20 protein-coding genes are annotated in these 18,462 nt (G+C 43.2%); 10 read left to right on the top strand and 10 right to left on the bottom strand.

Going from position 1 to position 18,462, the window contains the following annotated elements; all coding sequences use genetic code 11:
- Positions 1-51 precede the first annotated feature (51 nt).
- The 10 genes from mnmM to H589_RS0103775 form a co-directional block, all read right to left on the bottom strand.
- Entirely contained in the window at positions 52-624 is a 573-nt protein-coding gene (gene mnmM / locus H589_RS0103820; protein ID WP_027720806.1) for a tRNA 5-(aminomethyl)-2-thiouridylate-methyltransferase MnmM, read from the bottom strand.
- Between the two features lie 106 nt (positions 625-730).
- Entirely contained in the window at positions 731-1,477 is a 747-nt protein-coding gene (locus tag H589_RS0103815; protein ID WP_027720805.1) for an AsmA family protein, read from the bottom strand.
- Between the two features lie 9 nt (positions 1,478-1,486).
- Positions 1,487-1,984: a type II secretion system protein M gene (locus tag H589_RS0103810; RefSeq protein ID WP_027720804.1), complete on the bottom strand. Its 498-nt coding sequence runs from the start codon at positions 1,982-1,984 to the stop codon at positions 1,487-1,489.
- A 35-nt stretch (positions 1,985-2,019) separates the two neighbouring features.
- Positions 2,020-3,138 (bottom strand): hypothetical protein, encoded by a 1,119-nt coding sequence (locus H589_RS0103805; RefSeq protein ID WP_027720803.1) that lies wholly within the window; start codon positions 3,136-3,138, stop codon positions 2,020-2,022.
- 82 nt (positions 3,139-3,220) lie between these two features.
- Complete coding sequence (locus H589_RS0103800; RefSeq protein WP_035074780.1) at positions 3,221-4,171, bottom strand: type II secretion system minor pseudopilin; 951 nt, start codon at positions 4,169-4,171, stop codon at positions 3,221-3,223.
- Entirely contained in the window at positions 4,158-4,742 is a 585-nt protein-coding gene (locus H589_RS0103795; RefSeq protein ID WP_051249611.1) for a prepilin-type N-terminal cleavage/methylation domain-containing protein, read from the bottom strand. Before H589_RS0103795 ends, H589_RS0103800 begins: the two co-directional genes overlap by 14 nt.
- The gene (locus H589_RS0103790) at positions 4,739-5,104 is read right to left on the bottom strand and encodes a type IV pilus modification PilV family protein (RefSeq protein WP_027720800.1); all 366 of its coding nucleotides are present in this window, start codon (positions 5,102-5,104) and stop codon (positions 4,739-4,741) included. Before H589_RS0103790 ends, H589_RS0103795 begins: the two co-directional genes overlap by 4 nt.
- Position 5,105: 1 nt before the next feature.
- Positions 5,106-5,534: a pilus assembly FimT family protein gene (locus H589_RS0103785; RefSeq protein ID WP_027720799.1), complete on the bottom strand. Its 429-nt coding sequence runs from the start codon at positions 5,532-5,534 to the stop codon at positions 5,106-5,108.
- 17 nt (positions 5,535-5,551) lie between these two features.
- On the bottom strand, positions 5,552-6,013 hold the full coding sequence (gspG, locus tag H589_RS0103780; RefSeq protein WP_035074984.1) for a type II secretion system major pseudopilin GspG: 462 nt from the start codon (positions 6,011-6,013) through the stop codon (positions 5,552-5,554).
- A 34-nt stretch (positions 6,014-6,047) separates the two neighbouring features.
- Positions 6,048-7,418, bottom strand: a complete 1,371-nt coding sequence (locus H589_RS0103775) for a WD40 repeat domain-containing protein (RefSeq protein WP_027720797.1) — start codon at positions 7,416-7,418, stop codon at positions 6,048-6,050.
- A gap of 197 nt (positions 7,419-7,615) precedes the next feature.
- Here H589_RS0103775 and H589_RS19090 point away from each other — a divergent pair, with 197 nt between their 5' ends.
- The 10 genes from H589_RS19090 to H589_RS0103725 all read left to right on the top strand — a co-directional run bounded on the left by H589_RS19090 (position 7,616) and on the right by H589_RS0103725 (position 18,461).
- Complete coding sequence (locus H589_RS19090; RefSeq protein ID WP_245577033.1) at positions 7,616-8,887, top strand: ATP-binding protein; 1,272 nt, start codon at positions 7,616-7,618, stop codon at positions 8,885-8,887.
- Positions 8,884-9,783: a response regulator gene (locus tag H589_RS0103765; RefSeq protein WP_035074776.1), complete on the top strand. Its 900-nt coding sequence runs from the start codon at positions 8,884-8,886 to the stop codon at positions 9,781-9,783. Before H589_RS19090 ends, H589_RS0103765 begins: the two co-directional genes overlap by 4 nt.
- Positions 9,784-9,872: 89 nt before the next feature.
- A complete protein-coding gene (locus H589_RS0103760) occupies positions 9,873-10,649 on the top strand; it encodes a type II secretory pathway component PulC-like protein (RefSeq protein ID WP_027720795.1) in 777 nt (258 codons plus the stop codon).
- 14 nt (positions 10,650-10,663) lie between these two features.
- Positions 10,664-11,875 (top strand): type II secretion system F family protein, encoded by a 1,212-nt coding sequence (locus H589_RS0103755; RefSeq protein WP_027720794.1) that lies wholly within the window; start codon positions 10,664-10,666, stop codon positions 11,873-11,875.
- Between the two features lie 7 nt (positions 11,876-11,882).
- Positions 11,883-12,884 (top strand): KpsF/GutQ family sugar-phosphate isomerase, encoded by a 1,002-nt coding sequence (locus tag H589_RS0103750; protein WP_027720793.1) that lies wholly within the window; start codon positions 11,883-11,885, stop codon positions 12,882-12,884.
- A gap of 5 nt (positions 12,885-12,889) precedes the next feature.
- Complete coding sequence (asnB, locus tag H589_RS0103745) at positions 12,890-14,851, top strand: asparagine synthase (glutamine-hydrolyzing) (RefSeq protein WP_027720792.1); 1,962 nt, start codon at positions 12,890-12,892, stop codon at positions 14,849-14,851.
- Positions 14,851-15,960, top strand: a complete 1,110-nt coding sequence (locus tag H589_RS0103740) for a glycosyltransferase family 4 protein (RefSeq protein ID WP_027720791.1) — start codon at positions 14,851-14,853, stop codon at positions 15,958-15,960. Before asnB ends, H589_RS0103740 begins: the two co-directional genes overlap by 1 nt.
- Positions 15,961-16,572, top strand: a complete 612-nt coding sequence (locus H589_RS0103735; RefSeq protein WP_027720790.1) for a sugar transferase — start codon at positions 15,961-15,963, stop codon at positions 16,570-16,572.
- Positions 16,572-17,195, top strand: a complete 624-nt coding sequence (locus tag H589_RS0103730; RefSeq protein ID WP_051249610.1) for an acetyltransferase — start codon at positions 16,572-16,574, stop codon at positions 17,193-17,195. Before H589_RS0103735 ends, H589_RS0103730 begins: the two co-directional genes overlap by 1 nt.
- Positions 17,196-17,324: 129 nt before the next feature.
- Entirely contained in the window at positions 17,325-18,461 is a 1,137-nt protein-coding gene (locus H589_RS0103725; RefSeq protein ID WP_027720788.1) for a DegT/DnrJ/EryC1/StrS family aminotransferase, read from the top strand.
- The last annotated feature ends 1 nt before the right edge of the window (position 18,462 follow it).

Below are 18,462 nucleotides of genomic sequence, written 5' to 3'. Positions count from 1 at the left end.
CCGTTCAACTAGCCTGTTGAACGGGATTTTTTGCATTTTGACTAAAAAAGTCTATAATTTCGTCACAAAAAGCATTCGGATTGGATAGCCTGGCTTGTTAGTCATCTCACTTTGAATAACCCGGAACGCATGGTAGTCCAATTCTGCACAAAATTCACGAACAGCCACATCCTCCTCACTGCCACCGGGATGCCCTGCATAGATAGCAATACTGACAACACCTCCCCTGCAAAGCAGGGCTAAGGCAGAGCGAACCGCTTTCAGCGTGGTCTCAGCCTGAGTGATTACCGTTTTGTCACTACCTGGCAAAAAACCTAGATTAAACATAACTATATTAATTCTGCCATGATACTCTTCAGGAATTAACTCCTGCATATTTTCATGTCCGGAACAAAAAAGAGTCCAGTTCTCCGGCAGACATTCTTCATTAAGCCGTTCTTCAGTCTGCTCAATGGCATCTTCCTGTATATCAAAACCGAAAACCTTACCTTCACCACCAGCCAGCCGTGAAAGAAAAACCGTATCGTACCCATTCCCCGTAGTTGCATCAATCGCAATGCACCCAGGGTTAAGAACATCACACAGAATAGACTTGGCAAAAGAAAGAATGGTATTAGAAATCATTTTCTCAATTTGGTTGAAGGCTGAAAAACAAAAATAGCAGACTCTGACCTACATCCTGCTGCAAAAAAAGCAGCCACACAACCGGAACTATCCGAGAAAAGACTGCTTAGAAATTAAGATACTTTGACAAATTTCCTGACTTGGAAAATTGCCGTTCAGTAGAGCCGAAAGTAACCCTACCGCTGATATTGTAAGAAGACGACGGCAGTTGTTTCCAATTAAGTGTGGCAGATCCTTTTGCATCAACTGGAATAGGCTGACCGCAGCTGAATGAATTAAGTTGAAACTGATTGCCGGACAAAACAGCATTTATTTTGACAGCCTCAGCAATTAGTCCACCGGGAATCTCTACCTGATCAGAATTAAGAACAATACTTCCAGTACGAGGTGGAGCCCCCCACTTAGGAAATCCTACGTCAGAAGTAATTCGCACCTTTCCACCCAAACCATCAAGTCTGACCAATTTGGCAAGATCAACACCACCATTTAAAGTTAAAGACTTTGTTTGAAATACCTTAGCAGAAAGAGTCGGCCCTGTTTTGACCCGAACTTCAAGCAGCGGCGAAAAACCGAGATCAACACCTAATTGCGGAATAGTAATTACAAGACCTTTTGCGGTTGTAACATAAACATTGGTTACTTCGAAAGAAAGAGGTCCAGCGCTGATAAAATCACCCCACTGGATTGTCGCTTTAGAGATCTTAGCGTCAGCGAATTTGAATGCCTGAGACCATACAACTTCCCACGGCATGAACAAAAATGCTCCGATTATCAGACCTGCCAGAAATATTAAAAAACGCCCTATGGCTTTTTTAATTGAAAACTTGAAAGAGATATTAGGGATAAATTTCATCCGGCGGACCTATCTGGTAAGAATAATCTGCACATCAGCCAATTCCGGCGTGTCCAGCCTATGATTTATATTAAAATTAGTAATCTTCAGAGCACCACGTACATTGAAATCACGGAGCAGGAGAACAACTTCAGGCAGATTAAGAGATTCAAGAATAACCTGAACCCCTGCTGAGGAATTAGCCCCTGCCTGCAGCGGACGAAGTGAAGTAAGTCTAGTATCTAGACCAAGATCACGTATAACCTGCTGAGCCGCCGCCATGGGTTCACGGTCAATAAGAGCTCCCCGTGAAGACTCTCCGGCTTTAAGCTGTTCCACTAACGGAACAACCTTACTGTAATTCTGCTTACTGGACATCATAATACGAATCGCTTTAGACTGTGATTCGCTAAAACCGGACCAGACCATAAAAAGGAGCAAGGCCCATGCTGCAACAAGTGCAGCAAAAAACAGCTTCTGCTTTTCAACAGGCCAATCCTGCCAGATACAAAATCTTTCCAGTTCCATTAAATTACCTATATAAAATTCAGCAATTAAACTACTTAGCGATTATACTCAGCACGCAAACTGATACTGACCCCGCCCTCAATATTATTAGCCTGCTCAAGCACAAAATTAAATGTTGTACTAGCAGCAAGCTTTTCCATCATACTATCGATTTCTTCATAACTGGCGACTTTGGCCCGAATATTACCGGAATCAGCTCCAAGATTGATACCCTCAATTTCAATTCCAACCGGAGCACTCTCACTCAGCACGGCAAGCAGTCCAAGCACATCAACACCACTGCCTTGATTACCGCCACTTTTAAGCTGATCCAGTTTATACAAAATTTTACCATAAGGATCTGAACCTGGATTTGGGCCAAGCGCAGTGACATAAACTTCTTTAAGCTTTTCACGCCACTCATGAGCCTGATCCTGACTGAATTGCCAACGTCTATACTGCCCGCTGATAAACAATAAACCAATGATCGTAACCAGTACAGCCGCAACCGCAAAAGGTTTATAGTCAATGAGAACACTTTTATCAGTTGCAGTTTTTTTACCTGTTGTAAGATTGATACGTGCCCAGCGAATTTTCTTTTCAACTAAAACCCTACAGGCCGATTCAAGATCTATATTTTCAGCATTTCCATCCAGTCCCAGACGATCAAAACGACTTTTGAACTCATCTTCTGTTCCACGAAAATAAGTAAGAGCATCCCCGGAGGCAAGAATACGCATACCGCCCTGCCCCTTCCATGACCAGACTGAAAGGTCCTCAGCAACGGCGGCACGCCAGCATACGGCGAACTCTGTTGTTAAAACAGTTGCCTTTGCAAGAAGATCCCTGTGCCTATCCAGGAAATGTTCCAGCAATTCTCGTGAAGCGTAGCCAAGAACAGCCCCCCCTGAAGGGCGAAGAACTCTAAAATCGTCATCCTGCGTGGGGAACGAATAGTTCATCTGCATCATTGTAGCTGACTTGGCATGTCTGGACTTTATAACCCCTTGGGGTTTGAAGAAAAAGAAAAGAGGATCAGGTAACAATGCAACAACCGGATGTCTGTTCTTTTCAGCAGGCCCCTGTGATTCAGACAGGTTATTGCCGTCAAACATCATCCACTGATGATCATTCCCCTTAAAGGTGAGTATATATACTATTTTTTTTGCAGCCATTTATGGCTTTGTCCTATACCTGCATGGAGGAAGTTTGTCTATTTATACAACCTGACGGTTTGATATCGGGAAACATACAAAATTACTGATCCGAATCAAACGTCACTGAAACATCATTTTGAAAAATAAGATTTGGTAACTCCGTCTCAAAAGTACTGGGCCTCGAAATAATGTATCTTTTCACAACCCTGCAACCGGAAACGGAAGCTACTACTCTTGCTTCAAATATATCTGACTTAACAGACAGATAATTAAGCATATTTTTATACAATTCTGAATCAGCCTGGATACCTGCCACAGATATAACCTGGCTGAGATCAGTAAATCCCCTTGTATTCCGCCAATGAATTATATTTTTAATGCTGCGACTCAACTTCGGGAAATATGCCAGCAGAGTTTCCGGAGAAGCAAAATTGATATTTATTTTTCCTTCGGATCCCCATACGGTAAAATTTTCATCAATCCACTCACGATCAAAATCACGCCAGCCATTAACAAGAGTAACTTCTTCAGGAGTTACAAACACACGTCCAGTTGGAGAATAGGACGGGTACTGAGTAGCATAAAAAAGACTATCAATTTTTTTTAACGTGGAACTAACCTTTTTTCCGGTCCAGACACCGAGACTCCCAACAAGCCTTTCAACGTCAGTACCGGCAGGTAAAATTCTGCCCATGATATCCAATATCTTTTTTGTATCCTGTATATTGGCAACATCATTCAAGTTAACTTTAGCATTACAGGGAGTTATTTCAAACCAGACACCATCTCCCTCCCATTTCCTAGCCCAGTGATCCTTTGCAGTGTCAGAAAAAGGTGTTTTGTCATCCTGTAACTGTTTATAAATGAGAAACAGTGCTTCTTCAGCCAGAAAATGGGCCTCATACTCACTACGGACCTTTGCCGCTTCCACAGCCCCTTTAGAACTGACGTCAATTGTCATTAAAGTTAATCCTGATAAAGCCATAAACAGGACCAGTACAATTATGAGAACAACTCCTCTTGATTTTTCAGGCACACTACTCAACGACATAAGGAATCCTTTCGACTAAAGAAAGACTGTGCCCGTCTTCAAAAACTAAATTCAAACGAATAGCTTTGAGATCGGAAGTGGAGGTAACTGACCGACTTGAAAACTGGACACCTGAAATCCAGATGCCTTTGTCACCATCCAGAACTTCAATTCGCCATGATTTAAGACCACGGAGCAACTGAAAAGAATTATTATATTCTAAACTCTTATTTTCCTCATGCCGACGAATCATATTCCCTGAAAAATCCCAATCAGCATCGACTTTTATCCCGCCATCAATTAAAAAATTATTGGTTGTCTTAATTCCAAAACCATTATCTTCAACACTTACACTTGAGCCTAAAATAATGTTCTGAAAATCACGATGCAAAATACGGCGCAAAGTAAACATCCGCGATGATAAACCGGCGCTTGAACGGATCACTTCATTATTGGTAATTGACTGCCCAAGAACCATCGCCACCATGCTCATAAGCAGACCGGAAAGAACCAGGCCTATCAAAACTTCAATAAGTGAAAATCCCTGCTGCTGATCACAGGCAGCCTCAGAGTAATGAGAAAAAGTAATCATCGGCGGCCATCATTGTTATGAGAAACACGGTATATATTCCATCCCAGGGTATAGTCTCCACTTTTAGTTTCAAGCGTATAAAACCCGACCCCGGAAGCTGAAATAGTATTAAGACCCACTCTGAAATCTCCCTGCGGAGGACCCGGCCATGGAATCCAGCCAGAAGAAATCACACTGATTTTATTTGGATATTTATGAGCCAGAATATCTTGTGACAAATTAAGAACTGTCCATGAATCTTTTGAGACCTGAGCCATAAGAGCACTCTGCCTTTGAACACCAAGAAAACTTATTGAAAGGGTTGCGGCTATTGTCAAAGCAATAATTATTTCTATAAGCGAAAATCCGTTCTTGTCTGACAAGTCATATCTCCCCGAACTTAACAGACAATGGGTCAAGCATAAGGGTCAAACCATCTGACAAAACCAGACGAACCTCATCACTGAATCCCTCTGGATAAATGGTAAAATCCATACCATCGCCGGACATTGGTTCTTCATTAAAATGTCCGCTGGACACACTGCTTGGTAAGGAGACTTTTTCCTCACCCCACTGAATAAATCCGTCCTCAAAATTAATAAAAACATACTGTCTTGAATCAGTCTCTACAGCCTCAGCTCTGGCTTCGTATATCAAAGCATTCACAAGGTTAATATGATTCTCTTCTTTATTACCGGCAAGATCAAGATTGGGCATAAGCGTAAACCAGCCTATGCCCACAATTACAAGAACTATGAGAAGCTCAATAAAAGTCAATCCGCCGGAGCGTGATAGAGCCGTCTGTTTAGACATATATTTCCGCTGAAACACTATTCCCAGCTTTTGATATCGGCATCGTAATCTTCGCCGCCTTCCATGCCGTCAGCACCAAGTGAAATCAGCTCATAAGGACGGTCGTCTTCGCCCGGACTTCTATAAATATATTCATATCCCCAAGGGTCAACCGGTGCTGTTGTTGAATCAAGGTAACCGCCTTTACGGTAGTTACGGGGGACGGGACGAGACTCAGGCTTGGTGATCAAAGCCTGAAGGCCCTGCTCGGTGGTTGGATATCTGCCCGTATCAAGTTTATAAAGCTTGAGCGCTGAATCAAGAGCCTTCATGTCCATTTTTGCTTTGGTCACACGGGCTTCGTTAGGACGGTCCATGATTTTAGGAACCAGCATTGAAGCAAGGAGACCGAGGATAACTATAACAATCATAAGCTCAATAAGACTGAAACCACGCTGACCTTTTTGACATTCAACAATACGTTTTCTTCTTTCCTGCATATTTCCCTCTGCAATATTAAACTTTTCCATCTTCTTAATCCCTTATATCAGTCTTTTCATTATCCAGCGGCTCCCATTTCAATGGAGCCCGTACGGAAATGCCATCACGACGTGGAAGCATTCCCCGTGACTTAAAGTAATCGTCAGGACGAGCGACTTTTTTCCACCAGAGAAAGAATCCCTTACTTGGTATATATCGGCAATACAACCTTTGAAATTCACGCTGTGCTATCGGATCTGCAAGAACAAATTCTCTTCCACGCTGTGAAAAATTAAATTCCCGTCCCAGTTCAACCTTTTTCCAATCTGCGAAATCCTGAACACCTTCAAGCAGATCTCCTGTAACGGCAGAATAGTATCTAAACTCACCATCAATGTCACCAACCTTGAAGACATCTCCTGATTCTGAAATCTGAACGTCAAATGACACAGGCTCAAAAAAGACTCTGCGCGTCAACCTCTTGCGGGGAGAACGGTACGACAGGACTCCATCTCTAAGAGAAAAACCACTCTCCTCTTCATGAAAAGCCGTTTTAGCTTTTTGAGCAACGTCCCACCTGAATTTTTCTCCTTTTTCCGTTATTATATTAAGATATGGACCGTCGGCACTCACACTTTTGAAAGGTCCGCCTTTAATTTTATATTCAAATATTCTTGTCCGTTTAAGAGGGCTCCACATGTTGAGATGCCCTGTAACATCTACAGCCATCAATATTCCCTCTTTATCTGAAAAGGAAAGACTGAGCGGCTTATGTAAAAACCTATAGACCTGTGTAAATTTACCATTAGCAGGCCCAACCCATAGTCTACGGGCCTCGTCAGCAATGGCAAGCCAGCTTCCTTTCGGAGATATGGCGAAGATGTCAACGGTACTGTTTACGGTGGCCACACGCATCCGGGAACATTCGGTCAAATTAAATATTTCAACCCCCCGGTTATTACCGGATGAAACAGCCATAAGAGAAGACGGTTTGAACCATGAAATATTATTAACGGGGCTTTGCATTGCCTGAACTGCTCCGCAGGCTTCTCCTGAGTATATCTCAACAAGGCCGCTCTGCCCCCCGACAGCAAGCACATTATCCTTTTGAACATAAGTTGAGACCTTATCAGCCAGATTTACAACTTCGTTGCTTTCAGCAAGCTGCACATAGTAATTCCCGCTCATCCCTTCAGGAGGTCGATTGTATATGCTGTCCAAAGAAGAGTACTGTTGAGATGCAGAAAATTTTACAAGCTCCGCAAGCGTGGCCGGACGCTTCCCTGCCAGCTGAGATATGTCCAACCCCTCTTCAGATCTTAGAGACGGCTCATCTGAATCAGGAGAAACATTTATACCTCCGCCACAGCCGGCAATGATGCTCTGCAGGACAATGAGGATAAAGGCTAGATATTTAAACTTCATAGTTACATAAACCCTATTAAAATGTATTCACAGAGATAAGCTTTGAACTTCACAAAACACATTATTTTAAAAATGAATTAAGGTTTTGTTAAATCAGTAGCGTTAAAAGTCAAGCAAAGGAACAAACTCCCCCTTGCTCATCAGGGAGGATTACGGCAAAAGAAACCGAAGCCAATAATCATTCCTATGGAAAATATATGACAAATAAAATTAAAGAAAATAACGAAGAGAAAAGAACAGCACCTGAAAACAATAAATTTTTTTTAAAAATAATGAGTTTGCTGCGAGATGGAAGCTTGAGACTTCCTGTTTTAGCCGTTTTTTATGTACTTGCTTATGTTCTGTTTGATCTTGCTGTGGATAATGTAGTCCGCCAATATATTTTCTGCATTGTTCTGGTCGTTTCCAGTCTGTATTTCTCATGGCGCATCGGTGGACGCGAAACCATGACTTATGTAGGTTTTTTCAATATTTTCTTTGCTTTTATTTTCTCCAGGCTACTTTACATGACTGGAAATTTCTCTTCTAAATTATTTCTCAGTCGCTCATTTATGACATTATATGTAGTAGCAATCGTTTTCATGTTCATCATGACCAAACGAAAATCTCCTGCAGACAGAGAAAAAACAAATAGAGAAAAATCTATCCGGGATGAGCGGCAACGACGCAGACAGCTTGAACTAATGGTAGCAACAGAAAAACTTACTGATGATATGATCGTTAAAGCCAATATGGTTAAAGATGAACTGATGGTCCTGCAGAATTCATGGAAATCCCAGATACATACCATCATTAATGACCTCCCTAAAGTAAAAGAAAGAGAACTCTACAATCAGATTGTCACACCATTCGAAGAAAGTATTATAGAACATTTAAGGGGACTTGAAAACAGACTGTCATTCAAACCGCAACTGATTGAACTTGACGAACTTGCTGCACTGCTTACTGGTAAACTTGAAAATGATAAAAAACGCTTTCATAAGAGACTTGAGACAAAATTTGATTTTTCAGAGTGGAATAACAGAAAAGAAGAAATTTTTATTGATAGATACAAAACGTGGGAAATTCTGCAAAACCTGATAAGAAACAGCCAGACAGCAATGGAATTGCACCAAATCCAACTGCTCAGACAAACCCCAGAAGAATTTAATAAGTTCAAGCCCCGCATATCTATTACTGCAGATACATATGATCGTTACGCAAGATTAAAGGTTATTGACACAGGAGGAGGAGTTGCAGCAGACAGCCTTCCTCACCTATTTAAGAGAGCCGTGCCTTCTGCGAAACGGCAAGGAAAAGAAATGGGACAGGGAACTGTTTTTGTAAAATTTTTTGGAGATAATATGGGCTTCGATATTTCAGCCAGCAATACAGATACTCTAGGTTCAACAGGACTCGAAGTATGTATCCTCATTCCGCTGGGAACATTCGGCCCGGCCGGAGCCATTTCATCAGGAGAAAAATTATGAATCAAGAACAATACTTCTTCGTACTGGCAGATGATGATCCACGTCTGCATGAATACACAGTATCAATACTCCGTGATGGCGGTATTCTGGAAAAACACGAATCATTTTATGATCCGGTATCTTTTCTGGCCTTCTTGAAAGAATCAGAAGAAGAGCCTGATGTCATAATCCTTGATGTTCACTTTGAAGGTTCCGGCTTAAGCGGAGTTGATATCCTTCCATTCATTCGTGAAGAGTATCCATACATCCCTGTAATTCTCCTTACAGGAATGGATGCAGAGGCCACAGATGAGGCTCAGTCGGATGTATTCACCTATTTCATTCCAAAGCCAGTGACCGAAGATCATCTTTTGCGCATGCTGCATTTCTATCTTGGAAAAAGCAAGAAAAGTGCAGAGCAGATTAACGTCTTGATGGAGGAAATGAAAGAGATCAAGGACTACCATCATCTTCTGGAGGAAGAGGTTGAGCAACTTCAGGACGAGCAGCGCAGGCTTGCAGAAGAATCGAAAACAGGAAGAGATGAAGGCAAAGGATTTGAAAGAGTCACTGAAATCCTGGAATCACTGCTGACTAGAAGTGAAGCAATGCCAAGCTTCATTGCCGACCTTGAAAAGGTATACTCTACACAGTTCAAACTGTTTAAGAAAGTTATCGAAACCCTGATTCGTTTCGATGTTCAGGACACAGGTACCCCCGGTATGAACATCCATAAAGTTAAAGGAACTCAAAATGTTTTCAGCGCCCGTCTTTCAAGAAAAGTACGGCTTTTTTATTATAGTTCTGCCAAGACTGTTAGAAAAAGACTTTTAAGACTAGATATTTACCACGACACCAAGGGGATGGACAAGTGGATTAAAAACAACTACCATTCCTACGCTGAAATTGAAGAATAGTGTTTAAAACACAATCTTTCTCAAAAACACATAAAGTACCGTCTACAGGCAATGTAGAAGTAGGTAATTTTTTAGGATAAAATACTGATATGGAGTTGAAACTCACTAAATTCCCGGCATGGCTATGGCCGCTCGCATTAGGGCTGGCAGTGGCTTATCTTGTTGCGTCTTTTGTACCACTTCCAAAACCAACAGCGCCAATTTTAGGAGAATCATTCTCTTCAGATACATCTGATAAAATTTCCAAGGATTCTAAACTCGTCTTGGATCACAATATTCTCGGGTTGGATAACCCGTCAGAAATTCAGAAAAAAGCCACAGTTACTCCCAGCACATGGCCACTGGTCGGAATTCTTACCGGTGAAACAGATTTTGCTGTCTTCAGAATCAAAGGTGAAACCACTATATTACGTGAAGGTGAAGAGTACGAAGGCTGGACTTTAGAAGAAATCAAACCGCAGTACGTTCTTTGGAAATATGGCCGGGAAGAAAAAAAAGTAGCTATGTGGGATCAGGTTAAGAGTCTTAAACTGATACGCGGTAAAACCAACAAAATTACAGTTGAACGTGCACAGGCTAAGGAAGTACTTGATGATCCTAATGCCTTCCTCAGTCAGGCCCTCTTCAAACCGAATAGAAGCAACGGAAAAACTCAGGGATTCAGAATTACAAACATTAAACGTAATTCACTGCTCAAAAAACTTGGCCTTGAAAATGGTGATGTCCTTATGAGGGTGAATGGCGAAATGATTACAGGCCCAACCAAGCTGCTTCAGGTATATGGTTCACTTGGCGGAGCATCAGCTATCAATATTGATGTGGAACGCAAAGGACAGATCCTGTCTCTTGTTGTTGAACTCAAGTAGGGAAATAACCAACAATGCCTACATATCAATATAGAGCCGTTACCAAGGAAGGAAAAAAGAAAAAGGGATTTGTGGAAGCTTCTTCACAGTCCAAAGCTTTTGCCACTTTGCAAAGCAAAGGTCTGATGCCACTACGCCTTGAACAGGTAAAGTCAGGTCAAAAAGAAAAAAGCTCAACCAAGTCATTTGCCTCTTCAATGTCCATGGGTGGTAAAATCAGACTGGGAGAATCATTCTACTACCTTGGAATCCTAATACAAAGCGGGACAGCTCTTGCTCAATCGCTTGACATGATGGCACGTATGACCGGAGGAAAATCCAGTCATACATGGATGGAAATTCGTGATGCAGTTCAGTCCGGTGAAAGTTTTTCATCCTGTCTAGCCAAATACCCGAAAATATTTCCACAAGTTTACGTGGGTATGGTTCAGGTTGCAGAGTCCGTTGGTAAACTTGGTGATGTTCTTGAAAATATTGCAAAATATGAAGAAGAACGCGCAGAGGTCAGTGGCAGACTCATGACCGCCATGGTTTATCCGGTGGTAATTCTGCTTATCGGGATGGGTGCAGTCTACTTTCTGCTCTCCGAAGTTTTACCGAAAATCACCGGCATTTTCAAAGCAGCGAAAGGCGAACTGCCTACATCTACTAAAATTGTTGTTGCTTTAGGAAATACACTTGAGGGACTTGGCCCCATGGCTCTAATTATCCCTGTTGCCATTATTATCGGGCTTGTAAGTGCATATAAATCCGTCCCGCAATTTAGAGAAAAAGTTGACAGCCTGCTCTGGAAACTCCCGTTGGTACAAAAAAGTACTCTGGCTCGTTTTTCAGGGATTCTAGGTTTCCAGATCGATGCAGGAATCCCTCTTGTGCAGGGTATGGAAAGCTCAGCCAATGCTGTTACTTCCACTTTTTTCAAAAAGAAAATGGCACAGGCGCGTGAAGAAGTCGCTACCGGGCGCTCTCTGAGCACTGTTCTTGCGGAGCAGAAAATATACCCTGATATATACATATTGACCCTTACAGCCGGACAAAAATCCGGTGAACTAGGAAAATTTCTACAACGTATGGGCACAATTTTCGAAAGGGACGTAGACAATTTTATGAAAAGGGTTGTTGCCCTTGCAGAACCGATGCTGCTGCTTTTTATAGGCATGCTCATCGCTTTTATTGTTGTCGCTATCATGGGCCCGATCTTCGACCTGACCACTCTCGTAAAATAGGTATCAAATGACAGAAAAACAGCTTTCTGATTTTATAAAAAGAGGGCAGGAAGTCCTTAAAATAGAAGAAAAAGGACTGGCCTCAATTCGTAAAGGTCTCGATCTCAACTTTGCGAGAGCAGTCGAAATGCTAGCTGCCTGCAAAGGCAGAGTTATCATCACCGGACTCGGTAAATCGGGTTTAGTGGGTCGTAAAATTGCAGCAACTATGTCCTCTACCGGTACCCCCTCATTCTTCCTGCACCCTGTTGAAGGGGCGCACGGGGACCTCGGCATGGTCCGGACCGAAGATATTGTTATTGCCATTTCAAACAGCGGCGAAACAGATGAGTTAAATTCAATTCTACCAGCCATTCGCTCGTTTGGTACCAGCATTGTATCCATTACATCTGAAATAAAATCCACAATGGGGCGACTTTCAGACGTGGTAATCAAAACAAAAGTCCCATGTGAAGCGTGCTCGCACGGTCTGGCTCCCACGGCCAGTACAACTGCAGCACTTGCTATCGGTGACGCTCTTGCTGTCTGCCTGATGGACCACAAAGCCTTTGACAGCAAAGATTTCAAAAAATTTCATCCAGGAGGATCACTCGGGCGCAGGCTGAACCTGTGTATCAGTGAGCTAATGCACACAGATAATATTCCCGCAGCTCCGCAAAACTGCACTCTTCATGAAGCCCTGACGATCTTAGATACAGGTCGACTGGGTCTAGTGGCCCTTACTGCCGCTGACGGAAAACTGAGCGGAGTCATAACTGATGGAGATGTGCGTAGAATGGTCTGTTCTGATAAGTTTGACCTAAACCAGCCTGCTTCCAAAACCATGGCCCAAAATCCACTTCGTATCACATCTGATATGTCTGCTGCACAGGCTCTGGATATTATGGAAGAAAAAGAAATAACAGTACTCCCTGTAATAGCAGAGGACGGGACTGTTTCCGGCATGATTCATCTCCATGATCTGCTGGGTAAAGGCCGACTTAAATTCGCAGATAATCCGAGAGGGTAACCATCATGTGCGGAATTGCCGGGCTTATTGATTTTTCACGCAGCACCAGTTCCGAGCAGCTGGAAAGAATTGCCCGCAAAATGGGTGATGCCCAGAACTCAAGAGGACCTGACGGCTGTGCCCAATGGTCTGACCCAGACTCAGGAATAGCTCTTGATCACCGCAGGCTTGCTATCATTGATCTTACGAAAGAAGGTGTGCAGCCTATGCACAGCCGCTCCGGGCGCTTTGTTACAATCTTCAACGGTGAAATATATAATTACCGTGATCTGCGAGAAGAGTTGGAACAGGCTGAAGGGTTCAACGGCTGGCGAGGGCATTCAGACACCGAAGTTATGCTTGAAGCCGTTGAACAGTGGGGCTTTGAAAAAGCTGTAAAATCTTTCAGCGGTATGTTCGCCATCGCCATATGGGATAGGCATAGCAAACGTTTATTTCTGGTCCGTGACCGCATGGGTGAAAAGCCTCTATATTATTCAACCCAGAACAACACCTTTCTCTTCGGCTCGGAGCTGAAAGCTCTGATGGTCCATGCAGCTTTTGAAAAAGAAATAGACCGTCATTCGCTTGCTTCATACCTTCGTTATCACTATGTACCAGCCCCGCGCACTATTTTTAAAGAAGTACAATGTCTCATGCCGGGGACATGGATATGTATAGATATTGATGGAACCACGTCTGAACCCCAGACGTACTGGTCTCTTCTTGATTGTGCCCGTGAAGCTGAAAACAAAATATTTACTGCTCCTGACAATACGATAATTGAAACTCTTGAAGATTTACTGCTCAACGTAATCGAGAGAGAAATGATATCCGACGTCCCTTTAGGGGCCTTTTTATCTGGCGGAATAGATTCGTCACTTATCGTTTCATTAATGCAGCAATGCGCCCTTGCTCCGGTAAAAACATTCACCATAGGCTTTAATGATAAGGCCTACAACGAGGCTGCGGAGGCAAAAGCCGTAGCAAAACATATAGGGACAGAACACACCGAATTATATGTATCTCCAAAAGATGCTCTTGAAGTCATTCCCAAGATTCCTCACATATGGGATCAACCTTTCTCCGATGCATCACAGATACCGACCCACCTTGTCTCATGTATGACCCGTGAACATGTAACTGTTGCCTTGTCCGGTGACGGTGGGGATGAGCTTTTTGCAGGCTATAACCGCCATTTCAAAGGCTGTTCGCTCTGGAACAGATTAAAACTGATTCCTGCTCCGCTACGTGATTTAGGAGCAAAAGCCATCTCATCTATCTCTCCGGCAAGCTGGAACAAAGTTTTCAAGATGTACGGCCCCATACTGCCGTCAGCTCTCCAAATGCGCCTGCCGGGACAAAAACTTCATAAACTTTCGGATGTTATGGCTGCACGCTCTGAAAGTGATTATTACAAATTTTTAACCTCAAACTGGTTTAACCCTGATCAGGTCGTAAACTCCGCCAATGAGTTTGAAGGACCTTTCCAAAACTCCTCCATGCAGCCAAATCAGGACAATCTGACTGCGTGGATGCAATACATGGATGCAGCGACTTACCTGCCGGACGATATACTCACCAAAGTGGATCGGGCTGCAATGGCAACCAGTCTGGAAACCAGAGCCCCTTTTCTTGACCACGAGGTGGTGGAATTTTCGCAGCGTCTGCCTATGCATTTGCGTATTCAAAATGGTCAAGGCAAGTACGCCCTGCGCCAAATTTTATATAAATATGTTCCTAGAGAACTCATCGAACGCCCCAAAATGGGCTTCGGTATCCCTATCGACAGTTGGCTTCGCGGCCCATTAAGTGAATGGGCTGAAGATCTTATCTCTCCAGACAGACTGGAACGTGACGGCTACTTCAACGTAGGTGAAGTGCGACTGGCATGGAACGAACACAGGCTCGGCACAAAAGACAACCAGTACCGTATCTGGAATATACTCGTTTTTCAGTCATGGCTGGATCATTGGGGAATCAAATAATGAGAATAGCTGTCATCGGCGGCTACGGCCCCTCCTTGATCAATTTTCGAGGTTCTATGCTTAGGGCGATGGTAGAAGCAGGGCATGAAGTGTATGGTCTTGCACCTCTTGATTCCTCAACAGTAGCAGAGGAACTGGCTCGCATGGGAGTAAAATTCGTCGAAGCTCCTATTCAGCGCACAGGCATGAACCCGCTCAAAGACCTGAGTTCGCTTTTTGCTCTGATTAAAATTTTACAAGAAATTAAACCTGACACGGTTCTTTCATATACGATTAAACCTGTTATCTACGGCTCAATTGCGGCTAAAATTGCAGGTGTTAAAAGTATTTACTCTATGATCACAGGTCTTGGTTATGCTTTTGGGCAGACTTCCGGTAAACGGGGACTTCTTTTTAAACTGGTAAAGAGCATGTACCGGGCGGGACTCTATTTCAATAAAGCTGTGATGTTTCAAAATCCTGATGACCGAAACCTTTTTGTTGAGCAATCCATAATCAGCAATAAAAAAAACACGGTTATTACTAACGGCTCAGGCGTTGATATGAAACACTTTGCCAAAGCTTCTGTTAATACGGAAACACCTGTTTTTCTGTGCATTTCCAGACTCCTAAAGGAAAAAGGAATCCATGAATTTGCTCAAGCCTCGCTGAATTTGAAAATAAAATATCCTGATGCACGATTCAGGCTGGTCGGTCCTCATGACCATGGTCCCGATTCAATCAGCGAAGAACAGATCAGACTGTGGCAGTCAGGCGGAATTGAGTGTATCGGTCCAGTAAACGATGTGCGAAATGAACTGAAAAATTGCACAGTATATGTACTGCCATCATACCGCGAGGGAACTCCCCGCTCAGTTCTTGAAGCGATGTCTACCGGACGGGCAATTGTTACAACTGATACTGCAGGCTGCCGTGAAACAGTTCTCAACGGTCTCAACGGCTATCTGGTTCCTGTTAAAGATATCCCTCTGTTAGAGGAAGCAATGGAGAAATTCATTCTGCAACCGGATCTTGCTGAAAGCATGGGAGAAGCTTCTCTCAGCTATGCAGTCAAAAAATACGATGTTACCAAAGTCAATACGACCATCATGAATACTATGGGATTATAAATGACCGTTAAAAGATGCTTTGATCTTGTTGTGGCAATCACTGCCCTGATTATTTTTTCACCGATTCTTATCGGTGTAGCTATTGCCATTCACAAAAGAATGGGCGGTGGTATATTCTTTATTCAAAGAAGGCCGGGCCTGCGTGGCAAGCCGTTTAATATAATTAAATTCAAAACCATGTCCGATGCCAGAGATGAACATGGAAATCTTTTGCCCGACTCTGAACGCTTAAGCCGCTTTGGCAGAATTTTAAGATCAACGTCCCTTGATGAACTGCCCGAACTGGTTAATGTAATATTCGGGGATATGTCACTTGTCGGCCCAAGACCCTTGCTTATGCAATACCTTGACCGCTATACACCGGAGCAGATGCGCCGTCATGATGTTCTACCCGGAATTACCGGATGGGCACAAGTTAACGGACGTAATGCGCTTTCATGGGATGATAAGTTTAAACTTGATGTCTGGTATGTGGATAACCAACACTTATTTTTGGACATAAAAATTATTTTTATGACTGTAGCCAGAGTGTTTAAACGTGAAGGCATCAGTCAGCCCGGACAGGCTACCGCTCAGGAATTTATGGGCAATAAGGTAAACAGGGACCGATAATGAAAAAAATTCTTATTTTTGGAGCAGGAGGTCATGGTCAGGTTGTTGCTGATGCCCTTCTGTTAATGGACGGAGCTGATCCGGCTGCATTTCTTGATGACGGAGTTCCTGCCGGGACAAAAATTCTCGGTATTCCCGTTACCGGAGGATTTACCAGTTATCGAGAAATCCCCCATGATGGAATTGTTTTGGCATTAGGAAATGCTGAACTTCGTAAAAAAATTTTCAAGCAACTGACTGAAGATGGTGAAAAAATGTTTACTGTTATTCACCCTTCAACAGTAATATCTCCAAATGTTAAAATTGGAGACGGATGCATGATCATGGCTGGAGCTGTAATCAATACCGGTGCAGAAATTAAGGACAATACCATAATCAACACCAATTCAACTATTGAACATCATAACTCGATCGGACCGCATTCCCACATTGCTCCAGGCTCTACACTTGGCGGCGAAGTCGTGGTAGGGGAAGAATCCATGGTGGGTATTGGAGCAACCGTTTTACCCCGTATAAACATGGGCTCTAGATCCACACTCGGGGCCGGCTCAACTGCCATAAAAAATATTCCTGATGATACCACGTGGGTCGGGACACCTGCAAAAGAACTTATTAACAAATAAAACCAGCAATATTTAAATAATCATTACGGGCACTTCTACTTACATTTCACAAAACTGTACTTAAAGTTCAAAATATAATATCAGACCCGTTGTTGACCATGAATTTCATAATTAAAGGAAGTACGGCCCGTGTCTGCAAATAATAAACGTGTATATCTTTCACCGCCTCATATGGGTGGAGCTGAGCAGGAGTATGTTCAGCAGGCTTTTGAAAGCAACTTCATCGCTCCCCTGGGCCCTATGGTCAATGGTTTTGAACAGGACTTTTCAAAGCTGAGCGGACTCAAACATTGCGCGGCTCTGTCCAGCGGCACAGCAGCTCTTCATATTGCGCAGCATATTCTTGGTATAGGCCCGAACGATATTGTTCTTGCTTCATCGCTCACTTTTATCGGCAGTGTCAGCTCGGCCACCTTTTTAGGGGCAGAAGCCGCTTTCATTGATTCAGATTACAAATCATGGAATATGGATCCGGATCTGCTTGCCGAAGCCGTAGAATATTATATTGCACTAGGACGTAAGCCTAAAGCTGTTGTTCCTACTGATCTTTATGGGCAATGCGCAGACTATGACCGTATCCTGGAGATCCTTGAACCACATGGAATTCCTATTGTTGTAGACGCAGCAGAATCTGTCGGTGCCACCTATAAAGGGCGCCACGCAGGTAAAGGTGCACTCATGGCAGCTTATTCATTTAACGGTAATAAAATTATCACCACTTCCGGCGGAGGATTGCTTGCCTCTGATGACGAAGAAATCATTTCCCGTGCCCGCTGGCTTTCCCAGCAGGCTAAAGAACCGCTACCGTACTATGAACACAAAGAAATAGGCTTTAACTATCGCATGTCCAACCTTGTGGCAGCTGTAGGACGTGGTCAGCTCGAAGTTTTACAGGACAGAGTGAACCGTAAACGTGAAATTTTTGATCTCTATAAAGAAGCTCTTTCAGGATGCACTGGAATATCTTTTATGCCTGAAGCAGAATATGGCCGATGCAACCGATGGCTTACAGTCATTCTCATCGATGAAAAAGAATTCGGTGCAACGCCAGATCAGGTCCGTATTGCGCTTGAAAATGAAAATATTGAATCCCGTCCGGTATGGAAGCCCATGCACATGCAGCCGGTGTTCAGCAAAAATAAAATCTTTGGCGGTCAGGTCAGTGAGGATCTTTTTAAACGAGGTTTATGTCTGCCATCTGGAACAGCTATGACTCAGGATGATATGGACAGAACTGTTAAAATTATAAAAGGCTGTGGTAAATAAA

Origin of the sequence: Maridesulfovibrio zosterae DSM 11974, from assembly GCF_000425265.1 — a bacterium.
In the GTDB taxonomy this organism is placed as follows: Bacteria; Desulfobacterota; Desulfovibrionia; order Desulfovibrionales; family Desulfovibrionaceae; genus Maridesulfovibrio; species Maridesulfovibrio zosterae.
The sequence above is the reverse complement of the archived record's forward strand: the minus strand, read 5'-3'. Positions and strand labels throughout refer to the sequence as shown.